Origin of the sequence: Rhizobium sp. ZK1, from assembly GCF_047782645.1 — a bacterium.
Taxonomy (GTDB): domain Bacteria; phylum Pseudomonadota; class Alphaproteobacteria; order Rhizobiales; family Rhizobiaceae; genus Rhizobium.
Genome location: NZ_CP180586.1, coordinates 201,392 through 224,010, shown reverse-complemented (window position 1 = coordinate 224,010; position 22,619 = coordinate 201,392). Strand labels below are relative to the sequence as shown.

Here is a 22,619-nt window from a genome sequence, read left to right as displayed (position 1 = left end):
GTGAGCATGGTCCGCGCTCAGCGCGCCGAAGTTCTGCCGATCTCCCTGCCCCCGCGCGGCCTCAGCCGTGAGCAAGCGGCGGCTTACATAGGCGTCTCCGCATCCCTGTTTGACGAAATGGTCAAGGATGGCAGAATGCCGAAGCCGAAACGCCCGAATGCACGCACGATCTGGGACCGGCAGCAGCTCGACCGGGCCTTCGACCGCCTTCCCGGTGGAGATGACGATAGTGCCGGCGGCGAATGGGATTTCGGGAACTGATGCCCAGGAAGTTCGCCAAGAAATATGTCGTCGAGGATTGGACGGATGGCGTTCTGCGCTTCTATTTCCGCAAGCGCGGACAAAAGAAGGTGCGCCTACCAGGCATCCCCGGAACTGACGAGTTCAACGAAGCCTACTACAAAGCTTTGAACGGTCCAGCTGATGAGGAAAAGCCAGTCGGCCCAAAGATGGCAGCGCCGGGTTCATTTCGTTGGCTCTGCCAGGAATATTTCCAGTCGGGGGAATACAAACGGCTGGACGCGCGCACGCAACTTGTTCGCAAACATATCATCGAGCATATGTGGGCTGAAAAAGTCAGCCCGAAATCTGATCGCCTTGTTGAAGACGTTCCCCTCTCTGCTTTCAATGCCAAGGCCGTGCGCACTCTTCGCGATCGCAAGGTTGACCTCCCTGAGGCTGCCAATGGTCGAGTGAAGGCCCTTCGGCAAATCTTCAAGTGGGCCACGGAACCGGGCGTTGAGCTTGCTGACACAAACCCGGCGCGTGACGTACCGTATTTCAAGACTGGGTCCGAAGGCTTCCACACATGGACCGAGGACGAGGTAGAGGCATATGAAACGCGCCACCCTCGCGGCACAAAGGCCCGCTTGGCCCTCGACCTCATGCTCTACACAAGCCAGCGCCGCAGCGATGCGATCGTGCTGGGCCGCCAGCATGCCTCAAAGGGAAGTTTCCGCTTCACCCAGTTCAAAGGGCGGAACAAGAAGCCGGTCACCTTGGAGCTTCCTATCCACCCCGAGCTTCAGAAGACAATCGACGCGACGGCGTGCGGAGACCTCACGTACCTGGTGACCGAATTCAACAAGCCCTTTACCGCAGCTGGATTCGGCAACTGGTTCCGCAAGCAATGCGATGCGGCAGGACTTTTCCATTGCACCGCCCACGGCTTGCGCAAAGTGGCCGCGACACGGATGGCGAACAACGGAGCGACCGAGAAACAGATCATGTCGGTGACCGGCCACACGACCTCAAAAGAGGTCAACCGATACACAAAAGCCGCCAATCAGAGGCGGCTTGCGAAGGGTGCTATCACGCTAATTTCGAAGGGGGATGACGGAGAGTAGCCCGGTCAAAACATGAACAAATGTGTCCAGAGAAAACGCCTCATGCGAAATAGCTGGACACTCAGAGGCAAAAACATCAACAAAATCAATGTGGATTTTTAGTGATGGTGCCCAGGACCGGAATCGAACCAGTGACACGCGGATTTTCAATCCGCTGCTCTACCAACTGAGCTACCTGGGCTAGCCATGCTTCATGGAAACATTCCGGTTGGAATGTCAGGGCCTTGGTTCGCCCCGGAAGCGAGCGGGGTTATAGCATCTTGTTCGCCCATGGCAAGCATCAAATGATAGTTTTTTGACGGTCTTGCTGACTTTGGCGATTTGCGAGGAAAAATAAGGGCTTCGCGGTGGAAAACCTAGTTTTCCTCGTCGGGGTAATCTGCCTTCGTCTCATCGTCGGCGACAGGAATGGCGTAGGAGCCCGTCAGCCAGCGCGACAGGTCCACTTCGCGGCAGCGGTTGGAACAGAAGGGATAGTGCTCGCGGTTCGACGGCTTGCCGCATTCCGGGCAAGGGCGCGTCTTGCGCAACGGCGCGACCTTGCCGCCGGTCTTCATTTCATCAGACATGGTTTCCTCCTACAGCATCGGCCCGAAAATCGTTCCGATTTTCGCAAAGCCTGATGCGTAGATTCAACAAGGTAGAGCGTCTTTTGTGCGTCCGAATGGACGCACGGCGCTCTAGCAGGAGATCAGCCCTCGGGCCAACGGCTGTGGACATCGAAGCCCTCGCCGGTCAGAAGCAGGATGGTTTCATAAAGCGGCAGCCCTACGACATTGGTGTAGGACCCCACCATTTTCTGCACGAAGGTGCCTGCCAGGCCCTGGATCCCGTAAGCGCCGGCCTTGCCGCGCCATTGACCCGAGGCAATGTAGTTTTCAATCTCGAAACTCGACAGGCGCTTGAAGCGCACCTTCGTCTCGACGATTTTCTGGCGCACCTTGCGATCAGGCGTGACCAGGCAGATGCCCGTATAGACCACGTGGTTGCGGCCGGAGAGCAGGTGCAGGGAATTCGATGCCTCATCGGCGAATTCCGCCTTGCCGAGAATGCGGCGGCCAACGGCGACAACCGTATCGGCGGACAGGATATAACTGCCCTTCCAGGTGATGTCGCCCTTAATGGCGGCCAGCGCGGCTTCTGCCTTTTCGCCCGAGAGGCGGCGGGCGAGCGAGCGCGGGTGCTCCGACTTCTTCGGCGCCTCGTCGATATCCATCGGCATCAGGCGCGAAGGCTCGATGCCGGCCTGATTGAGCAGATCGACGCGGCGGGGCGAGCCCGAAGCCAGAATGAGCTTGTATTTCAGCGCCATGGAACCTCGACCATCGGCAGGCGGGAGCGGAAGCTCGTGGGAGCTTCGCAGACCAAGCTTACTTGAAGCGGTAGGTGATGCGGCCCTTCGTCAGGTCGTAGGGCGTCATTTCGACCAGAACCTTGTCGCCGGCGAGAACGCGGATGCGGTTCTTGCGCATGCGGCCGGCGGTGTGAGCTATGATCTCATGCTCGTTTTCGAGCTTCACGCGGAACGTCGCATTCGGCAGAAGTTCGGTCACGATACCCGGGAATTCGAGGACTTCTTCTTTCGGCATATAAGGGTTTTCTTCCTGTGTGTTGATAAAGCGGCGCATGGCGCCCAAAAATTTGCGCGGAAACTACACAATCAACGGGGATTTGTGAACCTCGTAGATCGGGCTTTCTGACTTTTGTTTCACGCCGATTGCGCGGCGATGCCATTTCTCTTGAGTAGCCGGCTTTCGATGAGGCCGGCCAGGTGATCGCGAACCTCGCGATAACTGTCCAATATCTGCTCGCGCGTTCCGGTTGCGACCGTCGGATCCATGGTCGGCCAGTAGACGACATCGACGGCGCTGGAGCGGGTCAACTCGAGTGCTGCGTGATGGGCCTGCGGTGAGAGCGTGATGATGAGGTCGAAATAGTCGTCTTCGAGTTCCTCGAGCGTCTGCGGCAGGCGGCGGCCAAGCGACAGGCCTATTTCTTCCAATACCACATCGACGAAAGGATCGCGTTCGCCGGCACGAACGCCGGCAGACCGTATATAGGTATTGGCAGGCAGAATGCTACGGGCGATCACTTCCGCCATGGGCGAGCGGATGACGTTCAGCCCGCACATGAAGAGGATGGCGCCCGGCCGCTTTCTATCCTCTGTTTTGACGCCCGGCTCCATCGCGGTCATCCGCGCCAGTAGAGCACGCAGACCAGCGTGAAAAGGCGCCGGGCCGTATCGAAATCGACGTCGATCTTGCCGGAAAGCCGGTCCATAAGCGTCTGCGAGCCCTCGTTATGAATACCGCGCCGCCCCATATCGATCGCCTCGATGCGGCTTGGCGAGGCAGAGCGGATCGCCTCATAGTAGCTCTCACAGATCATGAAATAATCCTTCACGATCCGCCGGAAGGGCGTCAGCGAGAGAATGTGGGTCGCGACATCCTCGCCCTTTTCCGTGGTGATGGAAAAGACGAGCTTGGAATCGACCAGTGAGATGTTCAGCCGATAGGGACCGCCGGCATGGCCTGACGGCTTAAAGGAATTCTCCTCGATCAGATCGAAGATCGCCACTGCCCGCTCGTGTTCGACGTCAGGTGTCGAACGGCCGATCGTATCGTCAAGGACAACGTCGCAGAGCCGGAAGTCGCCCTTCGCCATTCCCTCACCTTTCGAGGTTCAGGCGGATCGCGACCGATCGCGCATGGGCGTCGAGGCCTTCGGAAACGGCAAGCGCAATCGCCGCCGGCCCGAGGTCGCGAAGCTGCTGCGGGCCGAGCCGCAGGATCGAGGTGCGCTTGACGAAATCGAGAACCGAAAGACCGGAGGAAAAGCGCGCCGAGCGCGCCGTCGGCAGCACGTGGTTGGAGCCGCCGACATAATCGCCGATCACTTCCGGCGTATGCGCGCCGATGAAGATCGCGCCGGCATTGCGGATCTTGTCCACGAAGGCATCGGGATCGGCAACGGCGAGTTCCAGATGTTCGGCGGCGATACGGTTTGCCAGCGGAATGGCATCCTTGAGATCGGAGACAAGGATGATTGCGCCAAAATCGCGCCAGCTAGCCGCAGCAGTCTCTGCACGGTTCAGCGTCTTCAGCTGCCGTTCGACGGCCGCTTCGACCGCCTTGCCGAATTCCTCGTCGTCGGTGATCAGGATGGCCTGGGAGCTCTCGTCATGCTCGGCCTGCGCCAGCAGATCAGCGGCAACCCAATCGGGATTGTTGTCCTTGTCAGCAATGACGAGCACTTCTGACGGGCCGGCGATCATGTCGATACCCACAGTGCCGAAGACCTGGCGCTTGGCGGCGGCGACATAGGCATTGCCTGGGCCAGTAATCTTGGCAACCGGGGCGATCGTCTCCGTGCCATAGGCCAGGGCAGCAATCGCCTGCGCGCCGCCGACGCGGTAGATTTCACTCACGCCGGCGAGTTTGGCGGCGGCCAGCACCGCCGGATTGACAGAACCGCCCGTCGCCGGCACGGCGATGACGATGCGGTCGACGCCTGCGACCTTTGCCGGCACGGCATTCATCAGGACCGAACTCGGATAGCTCGCCGTGCCGCCCGGTACGTAGAGACCAACAGCTTCGATCGCGGTCCAGCGTGAACCGAGACCGACGCCCATGTCGTCCTCGTAGAGGTCGTCCTTCGGAAGCTGGCGGCGATGATGAGATTCGATGCGGAGTGCGGCGACCTTCAGGGCGCCAAGCACTTCCGAGGGAACGACCTCGACGGCGTTTTCGATTTCTGCCTCGGTGACACGCATCGGTACGGTGGCGTAGTCAATGCTGTCGAACTTCTTCGAATATTCGGCGAGCGCCACATCACCGCGGGCGCGCACGTCATCGATGATGGCGCGCACGACGGCGTTGACGTCTTCGGAGACCTCACGCTTGGTGATCAGAAAGGCCGCGAACCGCTGCTCGAAACCGTCGGATGCCTGATTGAGCCAGATTGCCAAGGCGGTGTTCCTTCTCTACTCGAAACTGTTGCGCTCAGGTGCCGGGATGACGCGGCTTGGAGCCCGTCTCCCAGGCGCCGCCTATATCGGCAAGCTGCACCTCGATGCATTCGACATCGAGGACGATCGAGGCCGTGCCTGAGAGCGAGAGTTCGAGGGCACCTTCCGGCCCCTCGCCCTTCTGCTCGAAACGCAAAGCGAGCAGCGACAGCACATCGTCGCGCCGCGAACGATCGATGCCAATCGAGCGGACGGAAAGCACCCGCTTAAAAACGAGGGCCGCGCGGTGGCGTTCGAAACCCTTGCGCTTGCGGGCTGCCTCTTCCCAGACGAAACGGTTGGCGGCGATCGCGAACTGTTTATCGCGCGACGACCAGTCGATATCGGCGACCTTGAAGACGCTGTCCTGCATATGCGCGGAAATGACGGCAAGGTCTTCACTATCGAGCGCAACGAGCTTCAGGTCGGTCATCCAGCCTCTATCCCATGTCTTTCGGCCGCAGCCGCGGCGATCTGTCAGACAACGGAAATAAGGCGCGGCGGCCAAATACGCAACCGGGATAAAGCGCGCATAAGCGCCCTTTTCTTACTCGCTGACGCGTTCGACGATGGCGCCGCAGCGGGTCAGCTTCTCTTCCAGCCGCTCAAAGCCGCGATCGAGATGATAAACGCGGGAAACCGTGGTTTCGCCTTCGGCGGCAAGGCCGGCGATGACGAGGGAAACGGAGGCGCGAAGATCGGTCGCCATGACAGGGGCGCCCTTCAGCCGCTCGACACCCTCGATCTTTGCCGTCTGGCCCGACAGCGAGATCTTCGCGCCGAGGCGGGCGAGTTCCTGCACATGCATGAAGCGGTTTTCGAAGATGGTTTCCGTGACATGCGAAATACCGGAAGAGCGGGTCATCAGCGCCATGAACTGCGCCTGCAGGTCGGTCGGGAAACCTGGGAAAGGATCGGTGACGATATCCACCGGCTGGATGCCGGCGCCATTGCGCTTGATGCGCATGCCATTGTTGGTCGACGAGATCTCCGCGCCGGCGCGGCGCAATGTTTCCAGCGCCGTTTCCAGGAGGGCGATATCGGTGTTTTCGAGCACGACATCGCCGCCGGCCATGGCAACGGCCATGGCATAGGTGCCGGTCTCGATACGATCAGGCAGGACGCGATGGCGCGCGCCGGACAGCGAGGTGACGCCCTCGATGGTGATGGTCGAGGTGCCGGCGCCGGAAACCTTGGCACCCATGGCGTTCAGGCAGTTGGCGAGGTCGACAACCTCGGGCTCGCGTGCGGCATTGCCGATCACCGTCGTGCCGCGGGCGAGCGTTGCCGCCATCATCAGCACATGCGTCGCACCGACGGATACTTTCGGGAAGGTATAGTGTGTGCCGATGAGGCCGCCCTGCGGTGCCTTGGCGTTGATGTAGCCGCCGTCGATTTCCATCGTTGCGCCAAGCGCGGTCAGGCCCTCGATGAAGAGATCGACCGGGCGCGTGCCGATGGCGCAGCCACCCGGCAGCGAAACACGGCAATGGCCCTCACGGGCGAGAAGCGGACCGATGACCCAGAAGGAGGCGCGCATCTTCGAGACCAGTTCGTAGGGAGCGGTCGTATCGACGATGGTGCGGCAGGTGAAATGGATCGTGCGTGCGTAGGAATCTTCCTGTCGCTCGCGGCGGCCGTTGACGGCAACGTCGACGCCGTGATTGCCGAGGATGCGCATCAGCAATTCGACATCGGCAAGGTGGGGCACGTTTTCCAGCGTCAGCGTATCGCTCGTCAAAAGCGAGGCGATCATCAGCGGCAGCGCGGCATTCTTGGCGCCGGAAATCGGAATGATGCCATTGAGCTCATTACCGCCGACAATTCTGATACGATCCATGTGCACTTACGGGCGAGGCCCGCCTTTCTAAAAAGTTTTGCCTGTGGGGGCAAGGCAAGAAGTGGGGGGTGTTTAGAGCAAATCCCCCGACGCTTCAATTCGACGCGGACCGAACATTACGATTCGTCCATTTTTGCGGCGGGCTTTTTTGCGGCGGGCAGCCCATCTGTCTCGTCCACCTGGCCGGACCGGCGGGCGCGCACCTGCTGTTTGCGTCTGGAAAGATTTTCTCTCAGCTTTTCGGCCGCCCGTTCGCGGCGCAATGCCGCCTGGGCCTCTATGGCCTCTTTCCGGCTCTGCCGGCCCTTTTCAGTCTCTTCGTTCATGCACCAGAATTAACCGAATTCGCGCCGTTCCAAAAGTGGGCCAGCCGTTATTCCCAGAGAAGTTGGAATTTGCTGCTTGCGCTCCTGCCGAAGCTGTGGCAATAGGCGCCCCGTTCACGCGAATTGAGCGTTTCCGCTTCACGCGTCTGGTCCTGCTGCCGTAGCTCAGTGGTAGAGCACACCCTTGGTAAGGGTGAGGTCGGTGGTTCAATCCCACTCGGCAGCACCAGTTTTCTCCCTTAGCATTATCCACTGCACCAATCGGCGCCATTGCTGCCGGTAAAAATCTCGCTAGAATATTAGCATTCTGAAGTCTTCACGGAGGGAACTCGAAGGCTTCGTCAATGTTTCTATCGAGACATGCTGGAGGAGCATCGATGGCGACTGAACGATGGAATGGTCCGATCAAGGTCGGTTTCGAAGAGGCAGGGGCGCGCACGGTTAACGGACCGTTCGATGCCCTGGCATGCCTTGCCGAACACTGGCCTGCCGTGCGCGGACTGAAATATTTGAAGGCACGCAGCGCCTGCCGGGCCGCACTCGATGGCCGAAAGAGCGTCGAAGAGGCTCGCGCAGAGTTCATGGCGGCGGCCGAAGAAGCAAAGCTTAAAGTGCATTAAACTTTCGGCGGCGATATCGGACAACAAGAGCCCCATCCGTTCCGAAACGGAGCAATGCTTAATTTTCACGTAACCCTGCGCGGAGCTCGCGCGGGGCTTTGTCTCGAAAGAGATTGCGCCGCTCATCTGTTCATCCATAGAACGACGCCAGCCATCATGATGATGGTTAGAGGCTCGTCACCCTCTACGGGAGACTGCAGACGAGCCTCGTCCGAAAGAAACTTCGAATATTCCATCAGCAATTCGAAGTATTCCCATCCTTCACCTGAATATATCCTACACCGATGATTGTGCCATCCGCGGCGCGGATGAAGGACGGCAGAAAATGCGGTTCGGCGGGGTTGCAGACGGCGGCGCTGGTATATTCGTTCAACGCGATCTCGTCCTTCGACAGAGCCGAATAATTCATATCTGTTTCGAGTGAGGCATAGGCGGAGCCGGCAAAGGCGCCGCCCCCCAGAAGAAGGGCCGCAGCCCACGGGCGTATAAGCGTTTGCATTATTGTCTCCAGCATTGATATCAGCTTTTCAACACGCGAGACGGAGAGTTGGTTCCTTGGAAACTCCTGGAGGGAACCTGGATTTATCTCACCAGCAAGCGACAATGCACATAACCGCTTCCGACAACCTCCTCGGCAATTGCCAGCGCTCGCACGCTATCGCCCCATTGCCGAACGAAACCTTCGAGAATAACGCTGGAACCAACGCTGATGACGATGATGTCAGTCGCGTCGAGATCGGCTGCGGCATGCAGGGCGCTTTCTACGGACGCGCGCAAGGCGGCCGCATTGTGGTCCGTCATCCGGGCTTCCTCGTGGGGTGGCAAGCTGTGAAACCGCAGCACCATGACCGTTCCTGACATTGGCTAATAGGGATTTAACGCATGAACACGACGTTTTGTTGCCACGGGCTGCCGGCTGGAGGCATAGTCGCCGTGGTGGTGCTCCTGACGCCGGCCCTTGCCAGGAGACGTCAGGAGCCGCCGCAAGCAATTGCAGCCGAAGGAACCGATGATGAAAGCGCTGGTGCCTGCCCTTCTTGCCACGACCCTTCTGGCCGCGCCTTTGCTGGCCGGCTGCTCGGCCGCGGACGCGCCTGCGCTGGAGCCCATTCCCGGCAGCATCACCTATGGCGGTCAGCCGCGCACGAAGCTGACGAAGTCGCCGATCGGCAGCGCCGTCTATAACGACTTTTACAATCAGTGGGGCCAGCACGTCTACGAGACCTATATCCTCCAGCCCGACCGCAGCCTGAAACTGGTGCGACGCCAGATCGTACCGGACTTTCCGCAGTAGAGCGCCGTGCGTCCATTCAGACGCAAAGAGGAGGCTCTACGTCTATGAACTGGCGCATCGGGCTTTCCGAAAATCGGTCGATTTGCGAGCCGATGCTGCAGTGCACGGCAGTCCGCACCTGCTTGACAGCGGCGCCAATCGAGAACATCCAAGGAACATCTGATTTTATTCGCGGGCGCTGATTCTCCCACGAAGCCCAACCGGACGGCTGGATGTATCTCGAAAGACTCAATCCCCAGCAGCGCATGGCCGTGGAGCACGGCACACTCACTGACGGCAGCCATGTGGCCGGGCCGCTGCTGGTCATCGCCGGCGCCGGTTCCGGCAAGACGAATACGCTTGCCCATCGCGTTGCCCATCTCATCCTCAAGGGCGCCGATCCGCGCCGCATCCTGCTGATGACCTTTTCGCGCCGGGCGGCCACCGAAATGGGTCGGCGCGTCGAACGTATCTGCGGCGAGGTTCTCGGCAAGAATTCCGGCATCATGGCCGATGCGCTTGCCTGGAGCGGCACGTTTCATGGCATCGGCGCGCGGCTGCTGCGTGACTATGCCGAACAGATCGGCATCGACCCGGCCTTCTCAATCCATGACCGAGAAGACAGCGCCGACCTGATGAACCTCGTGCGCCACGATCTCGGCTTCTCCAAGACAGAAAGCCGGTTTCCGACGAAAGGCACCTGTCTGGCGATCTATTCGCGTGCGGTGAATTCCGAGACGGAACTGCCGCTGGTGCTGCGCGACGCCTTCCCCTGGTGTGCCACCTGGGAAAAGCAGCTTCGCGAGCTTTTTGCCTGCTATGTCGAGTCGAAACAGAGCCAGAACGTGCTCGATTACGACGACCTGCTGCTCTACTGGGCACAGATGGTGGCCGAGCCCATGATCGCCGAGGATATTGGCAGCCGCTTCGATCATGTGCTCGTCGACGAGTATCAGGACACCAACAGGCTGCAGTCTTCGATCCTGCTTGCCCTTAAACCCACCGGGCACGGACTGACCGTCGTCGGCGACGATGCGCAGTCGATCTATTCCTTCCGGGCCGCGACGGTGCGCAACATTCTCGATTTTCCGGCCTCCTTCAGCCCGGCCGCCAACATCGTCACGCTCGACCGCAACTATCGCTCGACGCAGCCGATCCTTGCCGCCGCCAACGCGGTCATCGACCTTGCCTCGGAGCGTTTCACCAAGAACCTCTGGACGGAGCGGGAGTCGCCGGAGCGGCCGAGGTTGGTCACGGTGCGCGACGAGAATGATCAAGCCCGCTATGTGGCCGATAAGGTTCTCGACAATCGCGAAGAGGGCGTGAAGCTGAAAAGCCAGGCCGTGCTCTTCCGCGCCTCGCATCACAGCGGTCCGCTGGAAGTGGAGCTCACCCGCCGCAACATTCCCTTCGTGAAATTCGGCGGACTGAAGTTTCTCGACAGTGCGCATGTGAAAGACATGCTGGCAGCATTGCGCTTTGCCCAGAATCCGCGCGACCGGGTGGCAGGTTTCCGGCTGATGCAGATCTTGCCGGGTATTGGCCCTTCCACGGCACAAAAGGTGCTGGACCATATGGCGGAAGACGCGAGCCCGGTGACGGCGCTTGCCGCCATGCCGGCGCCGCCACGCTCGGGCGATGACTGGACTTCGTTCGTTTCCACCATGCAGGAACTGAAAACCGGCAAGGCCGGCTGGCCTGCCGAGATCGAACTGGTGCGGAAATGGTATGAGCCGCATCTGGAACGGCTGCATGAGGATGCGAGCGCCCGGCTTGCCGATCTCATACAGCTCGAGCAGATCGCCGGCGGCTACGCCTCCCGCGAACGCTTCCTGACGGAACTGACGCTCGATCCGCCCGATGCCACCTCGGATCAGGCGGGTGTGCCGCTGCTCGACGAGGATTACCTCATCCTTTCGACCATCCATTCGGCCAAGGGGCAGGAATGGACAAAGGTCTTCATGCTGAACGTCATCGACGGCTGTATTCCTTCAGATCTTGCGGTCGGCACGACGGCCGAAATAGAGGAGGAGCGACGGCTGCTCTATGTGGCGATGACACGCGCCAAGGACAGCCTCGATCTCGTCGTGCCGCAGCGTTTCTTCACCTATGGGCAGAATTCGCAGGGCGACCGGCATGTCTATGCGTCGCGCAGCCGCTTCATTCCCGCCACGTTGCTGCAATTCTTCGAGGTCTGCGGCTGGCCTCAGGTGAAAGCCGATACGGCAGCAGCCCAGCAGGCGCGGCAGGTGCGCATCGATGTCGGCGCGCGCATGCGCGGCATGTGGCGTTAGAGCAATTCCAGCAAAAGTGCGCAGCGGTTTTGCGTCCGGAATTGCGTAAAACAAAGAGATAGGGCCTCTCCTGACCAGATGGCGCTAAAGCGCGAGCGGCGGCTTGGGTGGTTCGAAAAACCGGGCGATCATCTCGTCGTTGACCAAGGCGATCGTCGGCGGTGACCATTTCGGGTTGCGATCCTTGTCGACCACGGCCGCGCGTACGCCCTCGTAGAAATCGTGGCCATGCAGGATTTGCATGCAGGCGCCAAGCTCACGGGCGAGGCATTCGGCAAGTGTACGGCTCTGGCGTCCGGCACGCAGCAAACGAAGCGCAAGCTTCAGGCTCGTCGGTGAGCGGGTGAGAATGACGCGGCGGGTCTCGGCGGCAAATTCACCTTCTTCCCTCGCAAGCGCCGAAACGATCGCCTCAACGCTGTTGAAGTGGAAGGCGCGGTCGATCATCGCCGCATTGGCCTGCAGTCTGCCTTCGCCCGGTTGATCTGATAGATTGCGTAGCGCCGCGTCGACATCGTCTGACGAGCTCCCCACGGGCAGATCCGAGAGACGCTGAATTGCCTCTTCGAGACGCGAGAAGGGCATATAGAAATCGGCAAGTCCGGCATGGATTGCATCGGCGGCATTGATATCGAGCCCCGTCAGGGCCATCCATGTACCGCTTTCGCCTGGCATGTGAGGCAGCAGCCACGTGGCGCCGACATCAGGGAAGTAACCGATGCCGGTCTCCGGCATGGCAAGGCGGGTGCGTTCGGTGACGATACGGTGGCGACCGTGGCTGGAAAGCCCGACGCCGCCGCCCATGGTGATGCCGTCCATCAACGCCACATAAGGCTTCGGATAGTTGGCGATACGGTAATTGAGGCGAAATTCCTCGCGCCAGAAGGTTTCCGCCAAGCCGTCGCCGGTACGCCCGCTGAGGTGAATGGCGCGGATATCGCCGCCGGCGCAGAAGCCGCGCTCACCCTCGCCCATCACGACGACGCTTGCCACGGATTGGTCACCGGCGAAATCGTCAAGTGCGGCGGCAATTGCACGCACCATCGGGATGGTCAGGCTGTTCAGCGCCCTTGGGCGGTTCAGCCGGACAAGACCTGCCGTACCACGTCGTTCAACTATGACTTCGCTCTGATTGCCGTTGTCCATGGTCCACCTCACTCCTGCCCTAGCAATAAACGGGGTTAGGCCGAGGTTCCAGTGGCTGGCTGATCAATCAGGCCGAGAGAGACTGCGAAACGCTGACATCGCGCCTGACCGCGTAGTCGATTGCCAGTTCCAGCGGCAGCGGCCGAGAGAAATAATAGCCCTGCGCCAGGCGCACACCGATGCCTTTCAGCGACTCTGCCACGTCCTCACTTTCGACCCCTTCGGCCACTGAGGCAATGCCAAGGTTCTGGCAGAGATTGGCGACGGAGCGGGTGATGTTCATGCAGCGCGCATCGCGATCGAAATTCATCACGAAGGCCTTGTCGATCTTCAGCTTGTCGAAGGCCAGGCGGTGGATGTGGCTCAAGCTCGAGTAACCCGTACCGAAATCGTCAAGCGCAATCGAGATGCCGGCAGCGCGCAACACGCCGATCACCTGATCGGCGGTGTCGAAGTCCGACAGCAGCGCCGTCTCTGTGATCTCGAATTCGATGCGTTTGGGATCGACGCCGGAGCGCGTGATCATGGCGAGCAGGACCATCGATGTTTCGTGGTCGCAGATATCGCGGGCCGAGAGGTTGAAGGAAACGCGCAGGTGCGACGGCATGATCTTCAGCGCGTCGAGCGCCTGGCCGAAGAGAATGCGCGTCACGCGGCCGATCACGGCAGTGCGCTCGGCAGCCGGGATGAAGGCATCCGGGCTGATACGGCCGAAGCGCGCGCTGTCCCAACGCGCAAGCGCCTCAAAACCCACGACACGGCCGCTGCGCAGTTCGATGATCGGCTGATATTCGAGCTTCAACTCCTTGGCAAAATTCTCCGCCTGCAGCTCCAGTTCGATCAGATAGCGCTGCGTCAGGATTTTTTCGTGCTCCGGCGAGAAGAGTTCGACACCGCCGGTACGCTTGCTCTTGACCTGATAGAGCGCGAAGTCCGCCTTTTCGTAGAGATCTTCGGCGCTGTATTCGCCCGCATCAGGATAAACGATGCCGCAGGAGCCGGAGACACGCACTGAACCGTCCGGAATTTCATAGGGATCACGCACGGCGGCACACAGCGCCAGACCGAGGTCGGAGACGCCCCTCAACGTCATATCAGACGGGAAAATGATGCCGAATTCATCGCCGCCGAGGCGTGAGACGATACCCTGATCGCCAACCAGCGAGACGAAGCGGCGCGCCGTCTCCTTCAACACGAGATCGCCGGCCGCGTGGCCGAAGACATCGTTGACAGGCTTGAAGCCGTCGAGATCGAGGATGCCGATGACGGGCGGCGCGGCCGGATTCTTCTGCAGCATCTTCTCGAGCGAGAGGAAGAAACTGCGGCGGTTGGCAAGACCGGTCAGTTGGTCCTGCATGGCATTGCGGCTATTGACGAGGTTCAGTTCCTCGGCTTCCGCCTGCTTCTGCTTGAGTTCCTCGGCAAGCCAGACCAGATGGGCGAAATTCTGGAAATAGCTGTTTATGACGCGCAGAAAGGGCAGAACGAGGAAAAGGCCGCTGACTGCCGTCGCGACGAAAACCGGGTTACCGGAAAACAGGAAGGTCACGATCATCGCTGTGAACGTGATGACCGTTGTAATCGCCGCTGCGAGCGGCAGGTGCATCAGACAGAAGACGCAGGAAATGCCGGTTACGACGAGGAAATAGGCGATCTGACCCTGCTGCGAGGCATCGCCATATTGATAGAGCGCAACAGCCCAGCCGCCGAAGCCGATCGTGAGGATAACGGCGCCGACCAGCGTCACCTTCATCAGCCTCAGCGCACGCTCCGGCGTGACATTTTCCTTGCCTGTTATCTCCCACCAGCAGAGGCGGAAGACGCAAACGATGCTGAGACTGACGGGAATGTAGAGCGAAAGCCAAAGAGGCGCCGACTTGATATGCGTGATAGCCACAGCCAGGGCATTGATGACGAGAAGAACGTACAAAATCGGAATCTGTGATGACAAAGCCTTGAACTGCGCCACCAGAAACTTCGGATTATCTTTTTGCAGCCGCAATGATGCTATGAAGTTCTTCATGATCCCTTTTCCTTTGGCGGAAGAGAGCCAGAGAAAGCTTGATTATTCCTTATTCACTTAACGTCAGACCCTCGCATCTGCGCGAGGATGGTAAATGCTCGGTTGCAAGTTCAGAAGGAGGCCGCAGCCAGCGCGCGATGAATGCTGTGCAGATCGTCGACGCTCTTGTTCATCAGGAAGAGTTCCCAATCGAGCGAACTGCGGACGATGGATTCCAGCGAATCGTGTTTCGGCGTCCAGTTCAGCACGCGGCGGGCGAGCGTCGCATCGGCGACGACGCTTGCCGCGTCGCCCGGCCGGCGCGGCGCCATATTGATCTTGAAGGAGTGGCCGTTCAGGCGGGTGACCATGTTCAAGACATCGAGCACGGAATAGCCGTTGCCATAACCGCAATTGGCGACGAGTGGCCCCCTACCCTGGCGCAGATGCTGGAGCGCTTTCAAATGCGCCGCCGTCAAATCGCTCACATGGATATAATCACGCACGCCGGTGCCATCATGGGTCGGGTAATCGAAGCCGTAGACGGCGATGCTGTCGCGCTTTCCAAGCGCTGCCTCGCAGGCGACCTTGATGAGATGGGTCGCGCCGGAGGTCGACTGGCCGGTACGCAGATGCGGATCAGCACCGGCGACATTGAAGTAGCGCAGCGCCACATAATCGAAATCGTAGGCGGCGGCGGCATCACGCAGCATCATTTCGGTCATCAGCTTGGACTGACCGTAAGGATTTTCCGGGTTGAGCGGCGCCGTTTCCTTCACCGGAGCGGAGCTCTTCTGCTGGCCGTAGACGGCGGCCGTCGAGGAGAAGACGAAGTTGCGGATGCCGGCCTTGATGGCGGCGCTCAGAAGCACGCGCGTTTTGCCCGAGTTATTATCGTAATAGGAGAGCGGATCGGTAACCGATACAGGGACGACAGCAGAGCCGGCGAAATGGATGATCGCTTCGATATCGTTCTCGATGAAGATCTTCTTCAGAACGTCCGTGTCGGCGACATCGCCGAGATAGAAGCGCGCGGCCGGCGCCACAGCCCAGCGAAAACCGGTGGAGAGCCGATCGAGCACGACCACATCTTCCCCGGCATCGAGCAGCGTCCAAACCATGTGGCTGCCGATATATCCAGCCCCACCCGTCACCAGAACCGCCATGTCTGCATTCCCTGTTTTATGTTTTTTCGGGAGCATCAGAACGGCCTTTTCCTTTCCGATTTTATTATCAAGCGGCCTCGGAAAGCCTTTGCAGCCAGTATGTTTGGAGATGTGGTTAGAGGCGGATTTCAGGTATTTCTACAATTTTATCGAACAGCCGGTTTCGGGACAAAAACGCCTTTTGCCACCCCTTTTCCGATCGCGTTGACAAGGCGTCCACGGCAAGTCAAGGTAGGTGCATGAACAACTATGCGTTTCAGGTTATGACGATGGGCATGACGACCACCCTTTGCGGTGGGGGTGTCGGCTTGTGACCTGAAACTGTTCACTTTACCCGATCCAACCCCGCCGGACACGCGCGGGGTTTTTTGTTTCTGCCCCGATGTCCGCCCCATACAAAGGACTTCTCGTGGCACAAGATCTTCTCTCAATGCCGGTTCGTAACCCGCTTCTCCAAAACAGGGAGCGGCAACGATGAGACTCTACCTCTCATCCTACCGGCTCGGCGCCAGCGCCTTCCAGCTGAGGAAACTTCTCAATGGCGGACGGCGCGCCGCCGTCATCCAGAACGCGCTGGACTTCATTCCGACCAAGGCCCGGCGTGCCTATGAGGCCAATATCTATGATCCCAAGGCAGAGCTTGCCGATTGGGGGATCCAGGCGGAAGAACTGGATTTGCGGCAATATTTTGGACGGCCGAATACACTCAGAAAGGCGCTCGCCGGCTTCGACCTCGTCTGGGCAGTCGGCGGCAATGCATTTCTTCTGCGGCGGGCCATGCGGCAGAGCGGCTTCGATCGCATCATCGGGGAATTGCTGCGCCAGGATGCGCTCGTCTATGGCGGCTTCAGCGCCGGGGCGGTCGTTGCAACGCCATCGCTAAAGGGTATCGACATCATGGACGATCCGCAGCAGCTTGCACCTGATTACGACGAAGCAATCCTGTGGGACGGTCTCGGACTCGTCGATTTCTCCATCGTCCCGCATTACCGCTCTGACCATGATGAGGCCGAAGCTGCCGAAAAGACGGTCAACTTCCTTGAAGAAGCCGGCACGCCCTTTCAGCCGCTGAGAGACGGCGAAGTCATCGTCGTCGAGGGCCGGAATGTGACGCTGCTACCAGTACTGCCGGAAGCGATGCGTCGCTCCGTCTAGAGCTTCAGGATATAGTCGCAAAGCCGTTCGGCCGCGACTGTCACCTGCGCCGGATCGCGCAGGAAGCAGGCGCGCAGAAAAAGTTCGCCGCCGGGTCCGAAGGCCGTGCCAGGGGCAAGGCCGACACCGGTCTTGTCGACGATGTCGATCGCAGCCTTGCGGCTGTCGGTGACGCCGTCGATCTTGAGGAAGGCGTAAAGCGCGCCATCGGGCTTCAGTGTTTCGACCCGATTGGTGGCGATCAGTACATCGCAGAGGATATCGCGGGAGCGGGTTGCCTTGTCGATGTTCGTCTGCACGAAGGCGTCACCCTCGTTGAGGGCTGCGACCGCGCCCTTCTGCATGAACTGAGCAACGCCCGAAGTGGAATATTGGATCAGGTTTTCCAGCACCTGCCCGGCTTCCGGTGGAGCAACAATCCAGCCGACGCGCCAACCGGTCATCGACCAGTTCTTGGAGAAGGAGTTGACGAACATCACCTTGTCGCCCGGTTCCATCACATCAAGGAAAGAGGGCGCCCGGCCACCAGCGTAGAAATAACGGGCATAGATCTCGTCGGCCATGATCCAGAGATCATGCTTGCGGGCCAGCGCCAGGATATCGGCCAGATCGTCCTTCGTCGCGGTCCAGCCAGTCGGGTTCGACGGCGTGTTGATGAAGAGGCCGCGGGTCTTCGGCGTGATGGCCGTCTCGATGCGGTTGAGGTCAACCGCCCAGGTGCCACCTTCGAACTGGAGCTCTACGCCAACCGATCGGGCGCCGGCGATTTCGAGTGCAGCGGCAATGTTCGGCCAAGCTGGGGTGAGATAGACAAATTCATCGCCGGGCGAGGTGATTGCCTGAACGGCAATCTGGATCGCCTGCATGCCCGAACCGGTCACATAAAAATGCTCGACCGGAAGGCGGATGCCAAAATGCCTGAAATAATAATCCGACAGCGCCTGGCGCAACTCGGGAATGCCGCGCTGCCAGGTGTAGAAGGTCTCGCCGGCGGCGAGCGCCTGCATGGCGGCCTGATTGATGAAATCGGGGGTAGGAAGATCACCCTCGCCGACCCAGAGCGGCAGGAGGCCTTCACGGCCGCGGGCATAGTTGACGACTTCGACGATCCCGCTTTCTGGCGCTGCAATGGCGCGCGGGCTGAGGCTGCTTACAATCGACATGCATATCTCCAGTTCACGCCTTCATAGCGGATTTGCAGGCGCAAATCCCATGATAATGCGTGATGGCATATCGATTTTCGTGATGATTGAGCCCGGCCGGGGCGGACGGGCTCGGGACCAGATCAGACGGCGGGGCGTTTGGCGAGAAGGTCGCGGATTTCCGTCAGCAGCGCGACATCCGCCGGCGGCGGCGGAACCTCTGCCGGCGCTTGCTTTTCCTTGCGCTCGACCTGCTCGCGCAGAATATTCACAGCCTTGATCATCAGGAAGATGATCCACGCGAGGATCAGGAAATTGATGAGGACGGTAATGAAGCTGCCATACGCGAAAACGGCGCCCTGAGCGCGGGCGCCGGCAAGGCTCGTCTCAGTGACCTTGGATGACAGCGGAATGAAGTAGTTGGAGAAGTCGAAACCGCCGAAGATCGCACCGACGATCGGCATGATGATATCGTCGACCAGAGATTTGACGATGCCCCCGAAGGCGCCGCCGATGATAACGCCGACAGCAAGATCCATGACATTGCCGCGGGCGATGAATGCTTTGAACTCATTGAGCATCAGATCTGTCTCCCCTTGATGCATTTTCAAAGACATGCCGTTGTTTTCATTAGCTACACCTCCATCTCAATTAATCAATCGACAATTGGAAATATTCGAACACTGTCCCCTTCCGCGTAGAACTTAAGACCAAGGCCGCGGCAATTTTCAAACTTGCTGAATTGCCCTAATCTTCAAACTGTTCCGGAGGACGGCGGATTGTCCGCCGGCGGAGGGTCAATGCTTCCAGGCTGGATCATATTTGCGTTTGCCTTGGGTTATCTTCTGCTGCTTTTCGCAGTGGCAAGCTATGGCGATCGCCGGAGCCGGAAATTCGGTGTGCCGGAAGGCGGCCGGCCGGTGGTCTATGCACTCAGCCTGGCGATCTACTGCACGTCCTGGACCTATTTCGGCGGCGTCGGCTTAGCTGCCCATAACGGGCTGGAATTTGCCGGCATCTATATCGGGCCGATCCTCGTCTTCACACTCGGCATGCCGCTGCTCCGGCGTATCATCGAACTCGCCAAGGCCGAGAAGCTGACCTCCGTCGCCGATTTCATTGCCGCGCGCTACGGCAAAAATTCCACGGTTGCCACCATCGTGGCGCTGATCTGCCTCATCGGCACCATTCCCTATATCGCGCTGCAGCTGAAATCCATTTCGGCGACCGTCACGGCCATGGTCAATCCATCCGACTATGGCATCGGCAGCGGCAATCTCTACTTCCTCGACCTGCCGCTGATCGTCACGCTGGTGCTAACCTGCTTCGCCATCATGTTCGGCACCCGCCACACCGATGCGACCGAACATCAGGACGGGCTCATCCTCGCGGTATCGATGGAATCGATGGTGAAGCTCGTTGCCTTCCTGACGGCAGGCGTCTGCGTCATCTGGTTCCTGTTCGACGGGCCAAGCGACCTGTGGCAGAAGGGATCGGAGAACACCCTGGTCACCGGCGCACTCGACTATCAGACCCCGCTCAGCCGATGGATCACGCTGACGCTGCTCTCCGCCTTTGCGATCATCATGCTGCCGCGCCAGTTCCATGTCACCGTCGTCGAAAACCGCACGGCAAAGCAGCTCCGGCTCGCGGGTATTCTCTTTCCGCTTTATCTGATTGCCATCAATCTCTTCGTGCTGCCGGTCGCCATCGGCGGGCTGCTCATCTTCGGAGGCAACGGCAACGCCGATCTTTATGTCCTTACCCTGCCACTTGCAGGGCAAATGCCTGCAGTCTCGCTGATCACGTTCATCGGCGGTTTTTCAGCGGCGACCGCCATGGTGATCGTCGATTCCGTGGCGCTTTCCATCATGGTGTCGAACGACATCGTCATGCCGTTCTTCCTGCGCCGGAAGCTCGCGGGTCTTGCGAGCCAGCGCGACGACTTCGCAAAGAGCCTGCTCAATATCCGCCGCAGCGCCATCTTCGCCGTGCTGCTGCTGGGTTATGCCTATTATCGCTCGACGGACAGCACGGCAGGGCTTGCTTCGATCGGCCTGCTCTCCTTTGCCGCCATCGCGCAGATTGCACCGGCGCTCTTCGGCGGCATGATCTGGCGGCGGGCGAATGCGCGCGGCGCCATCCTCGGCCTATCGTCGGGCTTCATCATCTGGGTCTACCTGCTGTTCCTGCCGTCCCTCGGAGGCCCGGATTATTCCTATGTGGCAAGCACCTTCCTCGGCTTCATCTTTCCCGGCACGACGCTCTTTACCGGCCCGGATACCGATCCGCTTGTCAATGCGACGGCGATGAGCCTGCTCGTCAACACCGCCGCCTTCATCGTCGGCTCGCTGACACGCAACGCCAAACCACTGGAACGCATCCAGGCCGGCATCTTCGTCAAGCGGCATTCGCGCTCGCAATTTGCCACGCGCGGCTGGAAGACCCGCATCAGCGTCGGCGATCTCAAGACGGCGATCGCCCGCTATCTCGGCGAGGAGCGCATGCAGCGCTCGCTTGCGACCTACGAGCAGAGTTCCGGGCGCAAACTGGAGGACGACCAGCCGGCCGACATGGCGCTTATCCATTTCACCGAGCAGCTTCTCGGCAGCGCCATCGGCTCCTCCTCGGCGCGGCTGGTGCTGTCCCTGATCCTGCAGAAGATCGAGGATGCCTCGTCCGATACGGCATGGCTGCTCGATCAGGCGAGCGAAGCGCTGCAATATAATCAGGACATGCTGCAGACCGCACTTTCACAGATGGACCAGGGCATCGCTGTCTTCGACAGTTCCAATCGGCTGACCATCTGGAACCGACGTTTCCGGCAATTGCTGGACCTGCCGGAAAATGCCGGTCAGGTCGGTTTTCCGCTCTCGGAGATCGTCAACATCCTGAGCCAGCGCGGCGATATCGCACCCGGCGACCAGTCACAGGCCGTGCGGCACTTCCTGACGCTCGACAAGCCCTTCCCGCTCGTGCTCGGAGGCGGCGAACGCATCATCGAAGTGCGCTCCAATGCCATGCCGGACAAAGGTATCGTCGCGACCTTTACCGACATCACTCAGCGCGTCGCCGCCGACCGGGCACTGAAGCAGGCAAACGAGACGCTGGAGCAGCGCGTCGTGGAGCGAACCGCAGAACTGACCCGCGTCAACCGGGAACTCGGCGAGGCGCGCGCTGCGGCAGACGAGGCCAACATCGGCAAGACCCGCTTCTTTGCCGCTGCCGGTCACGATATCCTGCAGCCGCTCAATGCCGCCCGGCTTTACTCCTCCGCTCTCGTCGAGCGCATGGCGCAATCGGAAAACAGCCCGATCGTGCGCAATATCGATTCTGCGCTGGAATCGGTTGAGAGCATTCTCGGCGCCGTGCTCGATATTTCCCGCCTCGATACCGGCGCCATGCGGCCGCGGCTGGCATCCGTGCCGCTGTCCGACCTGCTGGAACGCATTGAGACCGATTTTGCGCCGATCGCACGCGAGAAGAAGCTGAAGCTCAAAGTGATGCCGACGTCCCTGCGCGTTCGCTCCGACCCGAACCTGCTGCGGCGGCTGGTGCAGAACCTCGTCTCCAACGCCATCAAATATACCGTCAGCGGCAAGGTGCTGGTCGGCGCGCGGCGGCGTGGCAATCAAGTGGTGATCCAGGTGATGGATTCCGGCATCGGCATTCCGCCCTCGAAATTCCGGACGGTGTTCAAGGAATTCGCGAGGCTCGATGAGGGCGCCAAAACCGCATCGGGCCTGGGGCTCGGGCTCTCCATCGTCGACCGCATCGCCCGCGTGCTCAGCCATAAAGTCGAGCTTTATTCGACCCATGGCAAAGGTACGGAATTCCGAATCCTCATTCCGCTCGATATCTCAAAGAGTGCGGAAACCGCTGCAGCCATACTTCCCGTCGACCGGACGGCGCAGCCGTTGCAGGATCTGCGCATCCTCTGCATCGACAACGAACCGAAGATCCTCGAAGGCATGCGGCTGCTGATCGACGGATGGGGCTGTGAAACGCAGGCGGTGGATTCGCTTTCCGCTGTCCGGATGCTCTCGATGCGGCAGCCGCCGGATCTCGTCATTGCCGATTACCATCTCGCTGACGGAACCGGGGTCGAAGCGATCCTGCACCTGCGGCAGCATTTCGGCATCGATATTCCAGCCCTGCTCGTTACCGCCGACCGGACACCGGAAGTGCGGGCCGAGGCGGAAAAGCACGGCATCGCGGTACAACACAAGCCGGTGCGCCCGGCGGCATTGCGCGCCTACATCACACAGATTTCCGGCTTGAAGCGCACCGCCGCCGAGTGAAG

Annotated in this window: 23 protein-coding genes and 2 tRNA genes; 8 read left to right on the top strand and 17 right to left on the bottom strand. The window is 60.0% G+C overall.

Annotated elements, in window-relative coordinates; translation table 11 throughout:
* The first annotated feature begins 6 nt into the window (after positions 1 to 6).
* Both ACK9YZ_RS01140 and ACK9YZ_RS01135 read left to right on the top strand, forming a co-directional pair.
* Positions 7 to 261 carry a hypothetical protein gene (locus ACK9YZ_RS01140; protein ID WP_113114878.1) on the top strand — a complete coding sequence of 85 codons (255 nt, stop codon included), beginning with the start codon at positions 7 to 9 and terminating at the stop codon, positions 259 to 261.
* Positions 261 to 1,346 (top strand): tyrosine-type recombinase/integrase, encoded by a 1,086-nt coding sequence (locus ACK9YZ_RS01135; protein ID WP_416065382.1) that lies wholly within the window; start codon positions 261 to 263, stop codon positions 1,344 to 1,346. The genes ACK9YZ_RS01140 and ACK9YZ_RS01135 overlap by 1 nt, the downstream gene beginning before the upstream one ends.
* A gap of 105 nt (positions 1,347 to 1,451) precedes the next feature.
* On the opposite strand, the gene ACK9YZ_RS01130 is transcribed toward ACK9YZ_RS01135, so the two are convergent.
* The 10 genes from ACK9YZ_RS01130 to ACK9YZ_RS01085 all read right to left on the bottom strand — a co-directional run bounded on the left by ACK9YZ_RS01130 (position 1,452) and on the right by ACK9YZ_RS01085 (position 7,518).
* Positions 1,452 to 1,527: transfer RNA gene (locus ACK9YZ_RS01130), tRNA-Phe, on the bottom strand.
* Positions 1,528 to 1,702: 175 nt separating this feature from the next.
* The gene (gene yacG, locus ACK9YZ_RS01125) at positions 1,703 to 1,915 is read right to left on the bottom strand and encodes a DNA gyrase inhibitor YacG (protein ID WP_183728446.1); all 213 of its coding nucleotides are present in this window, start codon (positions 1,913 to 1,915) and stop codon (positions 1,703 to 1,705) included.
* A gap of 122 nt (positions 1,916 to 2,037) precedes the next feature.
* Positions 2,038 to 2,658 carry a Maf-like protein gene (locus ACK9YZ_RS01120; RefSeq protein WP_216756988.1) on the bottom strand — a complete coding sequence of 207 codons (621 nt, stop codon included), beginning with the start codon at positions 2,656 to 2,658 and terminating at the stop codon, positions 2,038 to 2,040.
* Between the two features lie 58 nt (positions 2,659 to 2,716).
* Positions 2,717 to 2,935, bottom strand: coding sequence for a translation initiation factor IF-1 (gene infA, locus ACK9YZ_RS01115; RefSeq protein WP_003545338.1), 219 nt, complete (start codon positions 2,933 to 2,935; stop codon positions 2,717 to 2,719).
* A gap of 119 nt (positions 2,936 to 3,054) precedes the next feature.
* Positions 3,055 to 3,540, bottom strand: a complete 486-nt coding sequence (locus tag ACK9YZ_RS01110) for a low molecular weight phosphatase family protein (RefSeq protein ID WP_416065381.1) — start codon at positions 3,538 to 3,540, stop codon at positions 3,055 to 3,057.
* Positions 3,537 to 4,010, bottom strand: a complete 474-nt coding sequence (locus ACK9YZ_RS01105; RefSeq protein WP_216756986.1) for a UPF0262 family protein — start codon at positions 4,008 to 4,010, stop codon at positions 3,537 to 3,539. Before ACK9YZ_RS01105 ends, ACK9YZ_RS01110 begins: the two co-directional genes overlap by 4 nt.
* Positions 4,011 to 4,014: 4 nt before the next feature.
* Entirely contained in the window at positions 4,015 to 5,313 is a 1,299-nt protein-coding gene (gene hisD, locus ACK9YZ_RS01100) for a histidinol dehydrogenase (RefSeq protein WP_416065380.1), read from the bottom strand.
* A 34-nt stretch (positions 5,314 to 5,347) separates the two neighbouring features.
* Positions 5,348 to 5,785 carry a DUF2948 family protein gene (locus ACK9YZ_RS01095; protein ID WP_216756984.1) on the bottom strand — a complete coding sequence of 146 codons (438 nt, stop codon included), beginning with the start codon at positions 5,783 to 5,785 and terminating at the stop codon, positions 5,348 to 5,350.
* A 114-nt stretch (positions 5,786 to 5,899) separates the two neighbouring features.
* Entirely contained in the window at positions 5,900 to 7,192 is a 1,293-nt protein-coding gene (murA, locus tag ACK9YZ_RS01090; protein WP_216756983.1) for a UDP-N-acetylglucosamine 1-carboxyvinyltransferase, read from the bottom strand.
* A gap of 116 nt (positions 7,193 to 7,308) precedes the next feature.
* Positions 7,309 to 7,518, bottom strand: a complete 210-nt coding sequence (locus ACK9YZ_RS01085) for a hypothetical protein (RefSeq protein WP_416065379.1) — start codon at positions 7,516 to 7,518, stop codon at positions 7,309 to 7,311.
* 154 nt (positions 7,519 to 7,672) lie between these two features.
* Here ACK9YZ_RS01085 and ACK9YZ_RS01080 point away from each other — a divergent pair.
* Positions 7,673 to 7,747, top strand: a tRNA-Thr gene (locus tag ACK9YZ_RS01080).
* Positions 7,748 to 7,895: 148 nt separating this feature from the next.
* A complete protein-coding gene (locus ACK9YZ_RS01075; RefSeq protein WP_416065378.1) occupies positions 7,896 to 8,138 on the top strand; it encodes a DUF982 domain-containing protein in 243 nt (80 codons plus the stop codon).
* Between the two features lie 235 nt (positions 8,139 to 8,373).
* Here the strand turns inward: ACK9YZ_RS01075 and ACK9YZ_RS01070 are convergent, their stop codons facing one another.
* Together ACK9YZ_RS01070 and ACK9YZ_RS01065 are read right to left on the bottom strand one after the other, a co-directional pair.
* Complete coding sequence (locus tag ACK9YZ_RS01070; RefSeq protein ID WP_416065377.1) at positions 8,374 to 8,637, bottom strand: hypothetical protein; 264 nt, start codon at positions 8,635 to 8,637, stop codon at positions 8,374 to 8,376.
* Positions 8,638 to 8,720: 83 nt separating this feature from the next.
* The gene (locus ACK9YZ_RS01065; RefSeq protein ID WP_416066796.1) at positions 8,721 to 8,981 is read right to left on the bottom strand and encodes a BON domain-containing protein; all 261 of its coding nucleotides are present in this window, start codon (positions 8,979 to 8,981) and stop codon (positions 8,721 to 8,723) included.
* Positions 8,982 to 9,150: 169 nt separating this feature from the next.
* Here ACK9YZ_RS01065 and ACK9YZ_RS01060 point away from each other — a divergent pair, with 169 nt between their 5' ends.
* Both ACK9YZ_RS01060 and ACK9YZ_RS01055 read left to right on the top strand, forming a co-directional pair.
* Positions 9,151 to 9,432, top strand: coding sequence for a hypothetical protein (locus tag ACK9YZ_RS01060; RefSeq protein WP_416066795.1), 282 nt, complete (start codon positions 9,151 to 9,153; stop codon positions 9,430 to 9,432).
* A gap of 212 nt (positions 9,433 to 9,644) precedes the next feature.
* Positions 9,645 to 11,705 (top strand): ATP-dependent helicase, encoded by a 2,061-nt coding sequence (locus ACK9YZ_RS01055; RefSeq protein ID WP_416065376.1) that lies wholly within the window; start codon positions 9,645 to 9,647, stop codon positions 11,703 to 11,705.
* An 84-nt stretch (positions 11,706 to 11,789) separates the two neighbouring features.
* Here ACK9YZ_RS01055 and ACK9YZ_RS01050 read toward each other — a convergent pair whose 3' ends face one another.
* The 3 genes from ACK9YZ_RS01050 to galE all read right to left on the bottom strand — a co-directional run bounded on the left by ACK9YZ_RS01050 (position 11,790) and on the right by galE (position 16,019).
* Positions 11,790 to 12,851, bottom strand: a complete 1,062-nt coding sequence (locus tag ACK9YZ_RS01050) for an enoyl-CoA hydratase/isomerase family protein (protein ID WP_416065375.1) — start codon at positions 12,849 to 12,851, stop codon at positions 11,790 to 11,792.
* A gap of 67 nt (positions 12,852 to 12,918) precedes the next feature.
* Positions 12,919 to 14,874, bottom strand: coding sequence for a putative bifunctional diguanylate cyclase/phosphodiesterase (locus ACK9YZ_RS01045; protein ID WP_216756976.1), 1,956 nt, complete (start codon positions 14,872 to 14,874; stop codon positions 12,919 to 12,921).
* A 110-nt stretch (positions 14,875 to 14,984) separates the two neighbouring features.
* A complete protein-coding gene (gene galE / locus ACK9YZ_RS01040) occupies positions 14,985 to 16,019 on the bottom strand; it encodes a UDP-glucose 4-epimerase GalE (RefSeq protein WP_416065374.1) in 1,035 nt (344 codons plus the stop codon).
* 474 nt (positions 16,020 to 16,493) lie between these two features.
* Here galE and ACK9YZ_RS01035 point away from each other — a divergent pair, with 474 nt between their 5' ends.
* Positions 16,494 to 17,174: a Type 1 glutamine amidotransferase-like domain-containing protein gene (locus ACK9YZ_RS01035; RefSeq protein WP_416065373.1), complete on the top strand. Its 681-nt coding sequence runs from the start codon at positions 16,494 to 16,496 to the stop codon at positions 17,172 to 17,174.
* Here ACK9YZ_RS01035 and ACK9YZ_RS01030 read toward each other — a convergent pair.
* Positions 17,171 to 18,337 (bottom strand): pyridoxal phosphate-dependent aminotransferase, encoded by a 1,167-nt coding sequence (locus ACK9YZ_RS01030; protein ID WP_416065372.1) that lies wholly within the window; start codon positions 18,335 to 18,337, stop codon positions 17,171 to 17,173. The genes ACK9YZ_RS01035 and ACK9YZ_RS01030 overlap by 4 nt on opposite strands.
* 122 nt (positions 18,338 to 18,459) lie before the next feature.
* Positions 18,460 to 18,897 (bottom strand): large conductance mechanosensitive channel protein MscL, encoded by a 438-nt coding sequence (mscL, locus tag ACK9YZ_RS01025; RefSeq protein WP_183728382.1) that lies wholly within the window; start codon positions 18,895 to 18,897, stop codon positions 18,460 to 18,462.
* A gap of 219 nt (positions 18,898 to 19,116) precedes the next feature.
* Here mscL and ACK9YZ_RS01020 point away from each other — a divergent pair, with 219 nt between their 5' ends.
* Positions 19,117 to 22,617: a PAS domain-containing hybrid sensor histidine kinase/response regulator gene (locus tag ACK9YZ_RS01020; protein ID WP_216756972.1), complete on the top strand. Its 3,501-nt coding sequence runs from the start codon at positions 19,117 to 19,119 to the stop codon at positions 22,615 to 22,617.
* Positions 22,618 to 22,619 lie beyond the last annotated feature (2 nt).

Excerpts from the sequence above, each read along its gene's own strand:
- ACK9YZ_RS01070 (WP_416065377.1), bottom strand. The coding sequence starts at position 8,637 with ATGCAAACGCTTATACGCCCGTGGGCTGCGGCCCTTCTTCTGGGGGGC.
- ACK9YZ_RS01060 (WP_416066795.1), top strand. The coding sequence starts at position 9,151 with ATGAAAGCGCTGGTGCCTGCCCTTCTTGCCACGACCCTTCTGGCCGCG.
- ACK9YZ_RS01140 (WP_113114878.1), top strand. The coding sequence starts at position 7 with ATGGTCCGCGCTCAGCGCGCCGAAGTTCTGCCGATCTCCCTGCCCCCG.
- ACK9YZ_RS01075 (WP_416065378.1), top strand. The coding sequence starts at position 7,896 with ATGGCGACTGAACGATGGAATGGTCCGATCAAGGTCGGTTTCGAAGAG.
- ACK9YZ_RS01105 (WP_216756986.1), bottom strand. The coding sequence starts at position 4,010 with ATGGCGAAGGGCGACTTCCGGCTCTGCGACGTTGTCCTTGACGATACG.
- ACK9YZ_RS01035 (WP_416065373.1), top strand. The coding sequence starts at position 16,494 with ATGAGACTCTACCTCTCATCCTACCGGCTCGGCGCCAGCGCCTTCCAG.
- yacG (WP_183728446.1), bottom strand. The coding sequence starts at position 1,915 with ATGTCTGATGAAATGAAGACCGGCGGCAAGGTCGCGCCGTTGCGCAAG.
- ACK9YZ_RS01095 (WP_216756984.1), bottom strand. The coding sequence starts at position 5,785 with ATGACCGACCTGAAGCTCGTTGCGCTCGATAGTGAAGACCTTGCCGTC.
- ACK9YZ_RS01055 (WP_416065376.1), top strand. The coding sequence starts at position 9,645 with ATGTATCTCGAAAGACTCAATCCCCAGCAGCGCATGGCCGTGGAGCAC.
- ACK9YZ_RS01110 (WP_416065381.1), bottom strand. The coding sequence starts at position 3,540 with ATGACCGCGATGGAGCCGGGCGTCAAAACAGAGGATAGAAAGCGGCCG.
- ACK9YZ_RS01045 (WP_216756976.1), bottom strand. The coding sequence starts at position 14,874 with ATGAAGAACTTCATAGCATCATTGCGGCTGCAAAAAGATAATCCGAAG.
- ACK9YZ_RS01020 (WP_216756972.1), top strand. The coding sequence starts at position 19,117 with ATGCTTCCAGGCTGGATCATATTTGCGTTTGCCTTGGGTTATCTTCTG.
- ACK9YZ_RS01030 (WP_416065372.1), bottom strand. The coding sequence starts at position 18,337 with ATGTCGATTGTAAGCAGCCTCAGCCCGCGCGCCATTGCAGCGCCAGAA.
- murA (WP_216756983.1), bottom strand. The coding sequence starts at position 7,192 with ATGGATCGTATCAGAATTGTCGGCGGTAATGAGCTCAATGGCATCATT.
- galE (WP_416065374.1), bottom strand. The coding sequence starts at position 16,019 with ATGGCGGTTCTGGTGACGGGTGGGGCTGGATATATCGGCAGCCACATG.
- ACK9YZ_RS01050 (WP_416065375.1), bottom strand. The coding sequence starts at position 12,851 with ATGGACAACGGCAATCAGAGCGAAGTCATAGTTGAACGACGTGGTACG.
- ACK9YZ_RS01085 (WP_416065379.1), bottom strand. The coding sequence starts at position 7,518 with ATGAACGAAGAGACTGAAAAGGGCCGGCAGAGCCGGAAAGAGGCCATA.
- ACK9YZ_RS01135 (WP_416065382.1), top strand. The coding sequence starts at position 261 with ATGCCCAGGAAGTTCGCCAAGAAATATGTCGTCGAGGATTGGACGGAT.
- ACK9YZ_RS01120 (WP_216756988.1), bottom strand. The coding sequence starts at position 2,658 with ATGGCGCTGAAATACAAGCTCATTCTGGCTTCGGGCTCGCCCCGCCGC.
- infA (WP_003545338.1), bottom strand. The coding sequence starts at position 2,935 with ATGCCGAAAGAAGAAGTCCTCGAATTCCCGGGTATCGTGACCGAACTT.
- mscL (WP_183728382.1), bottom strand. The coding sequence starts at position 18,897 with ATGCTCAATGAGTTCAAAGCATTCATCGCCCGCGGCAATGTCATGGAT.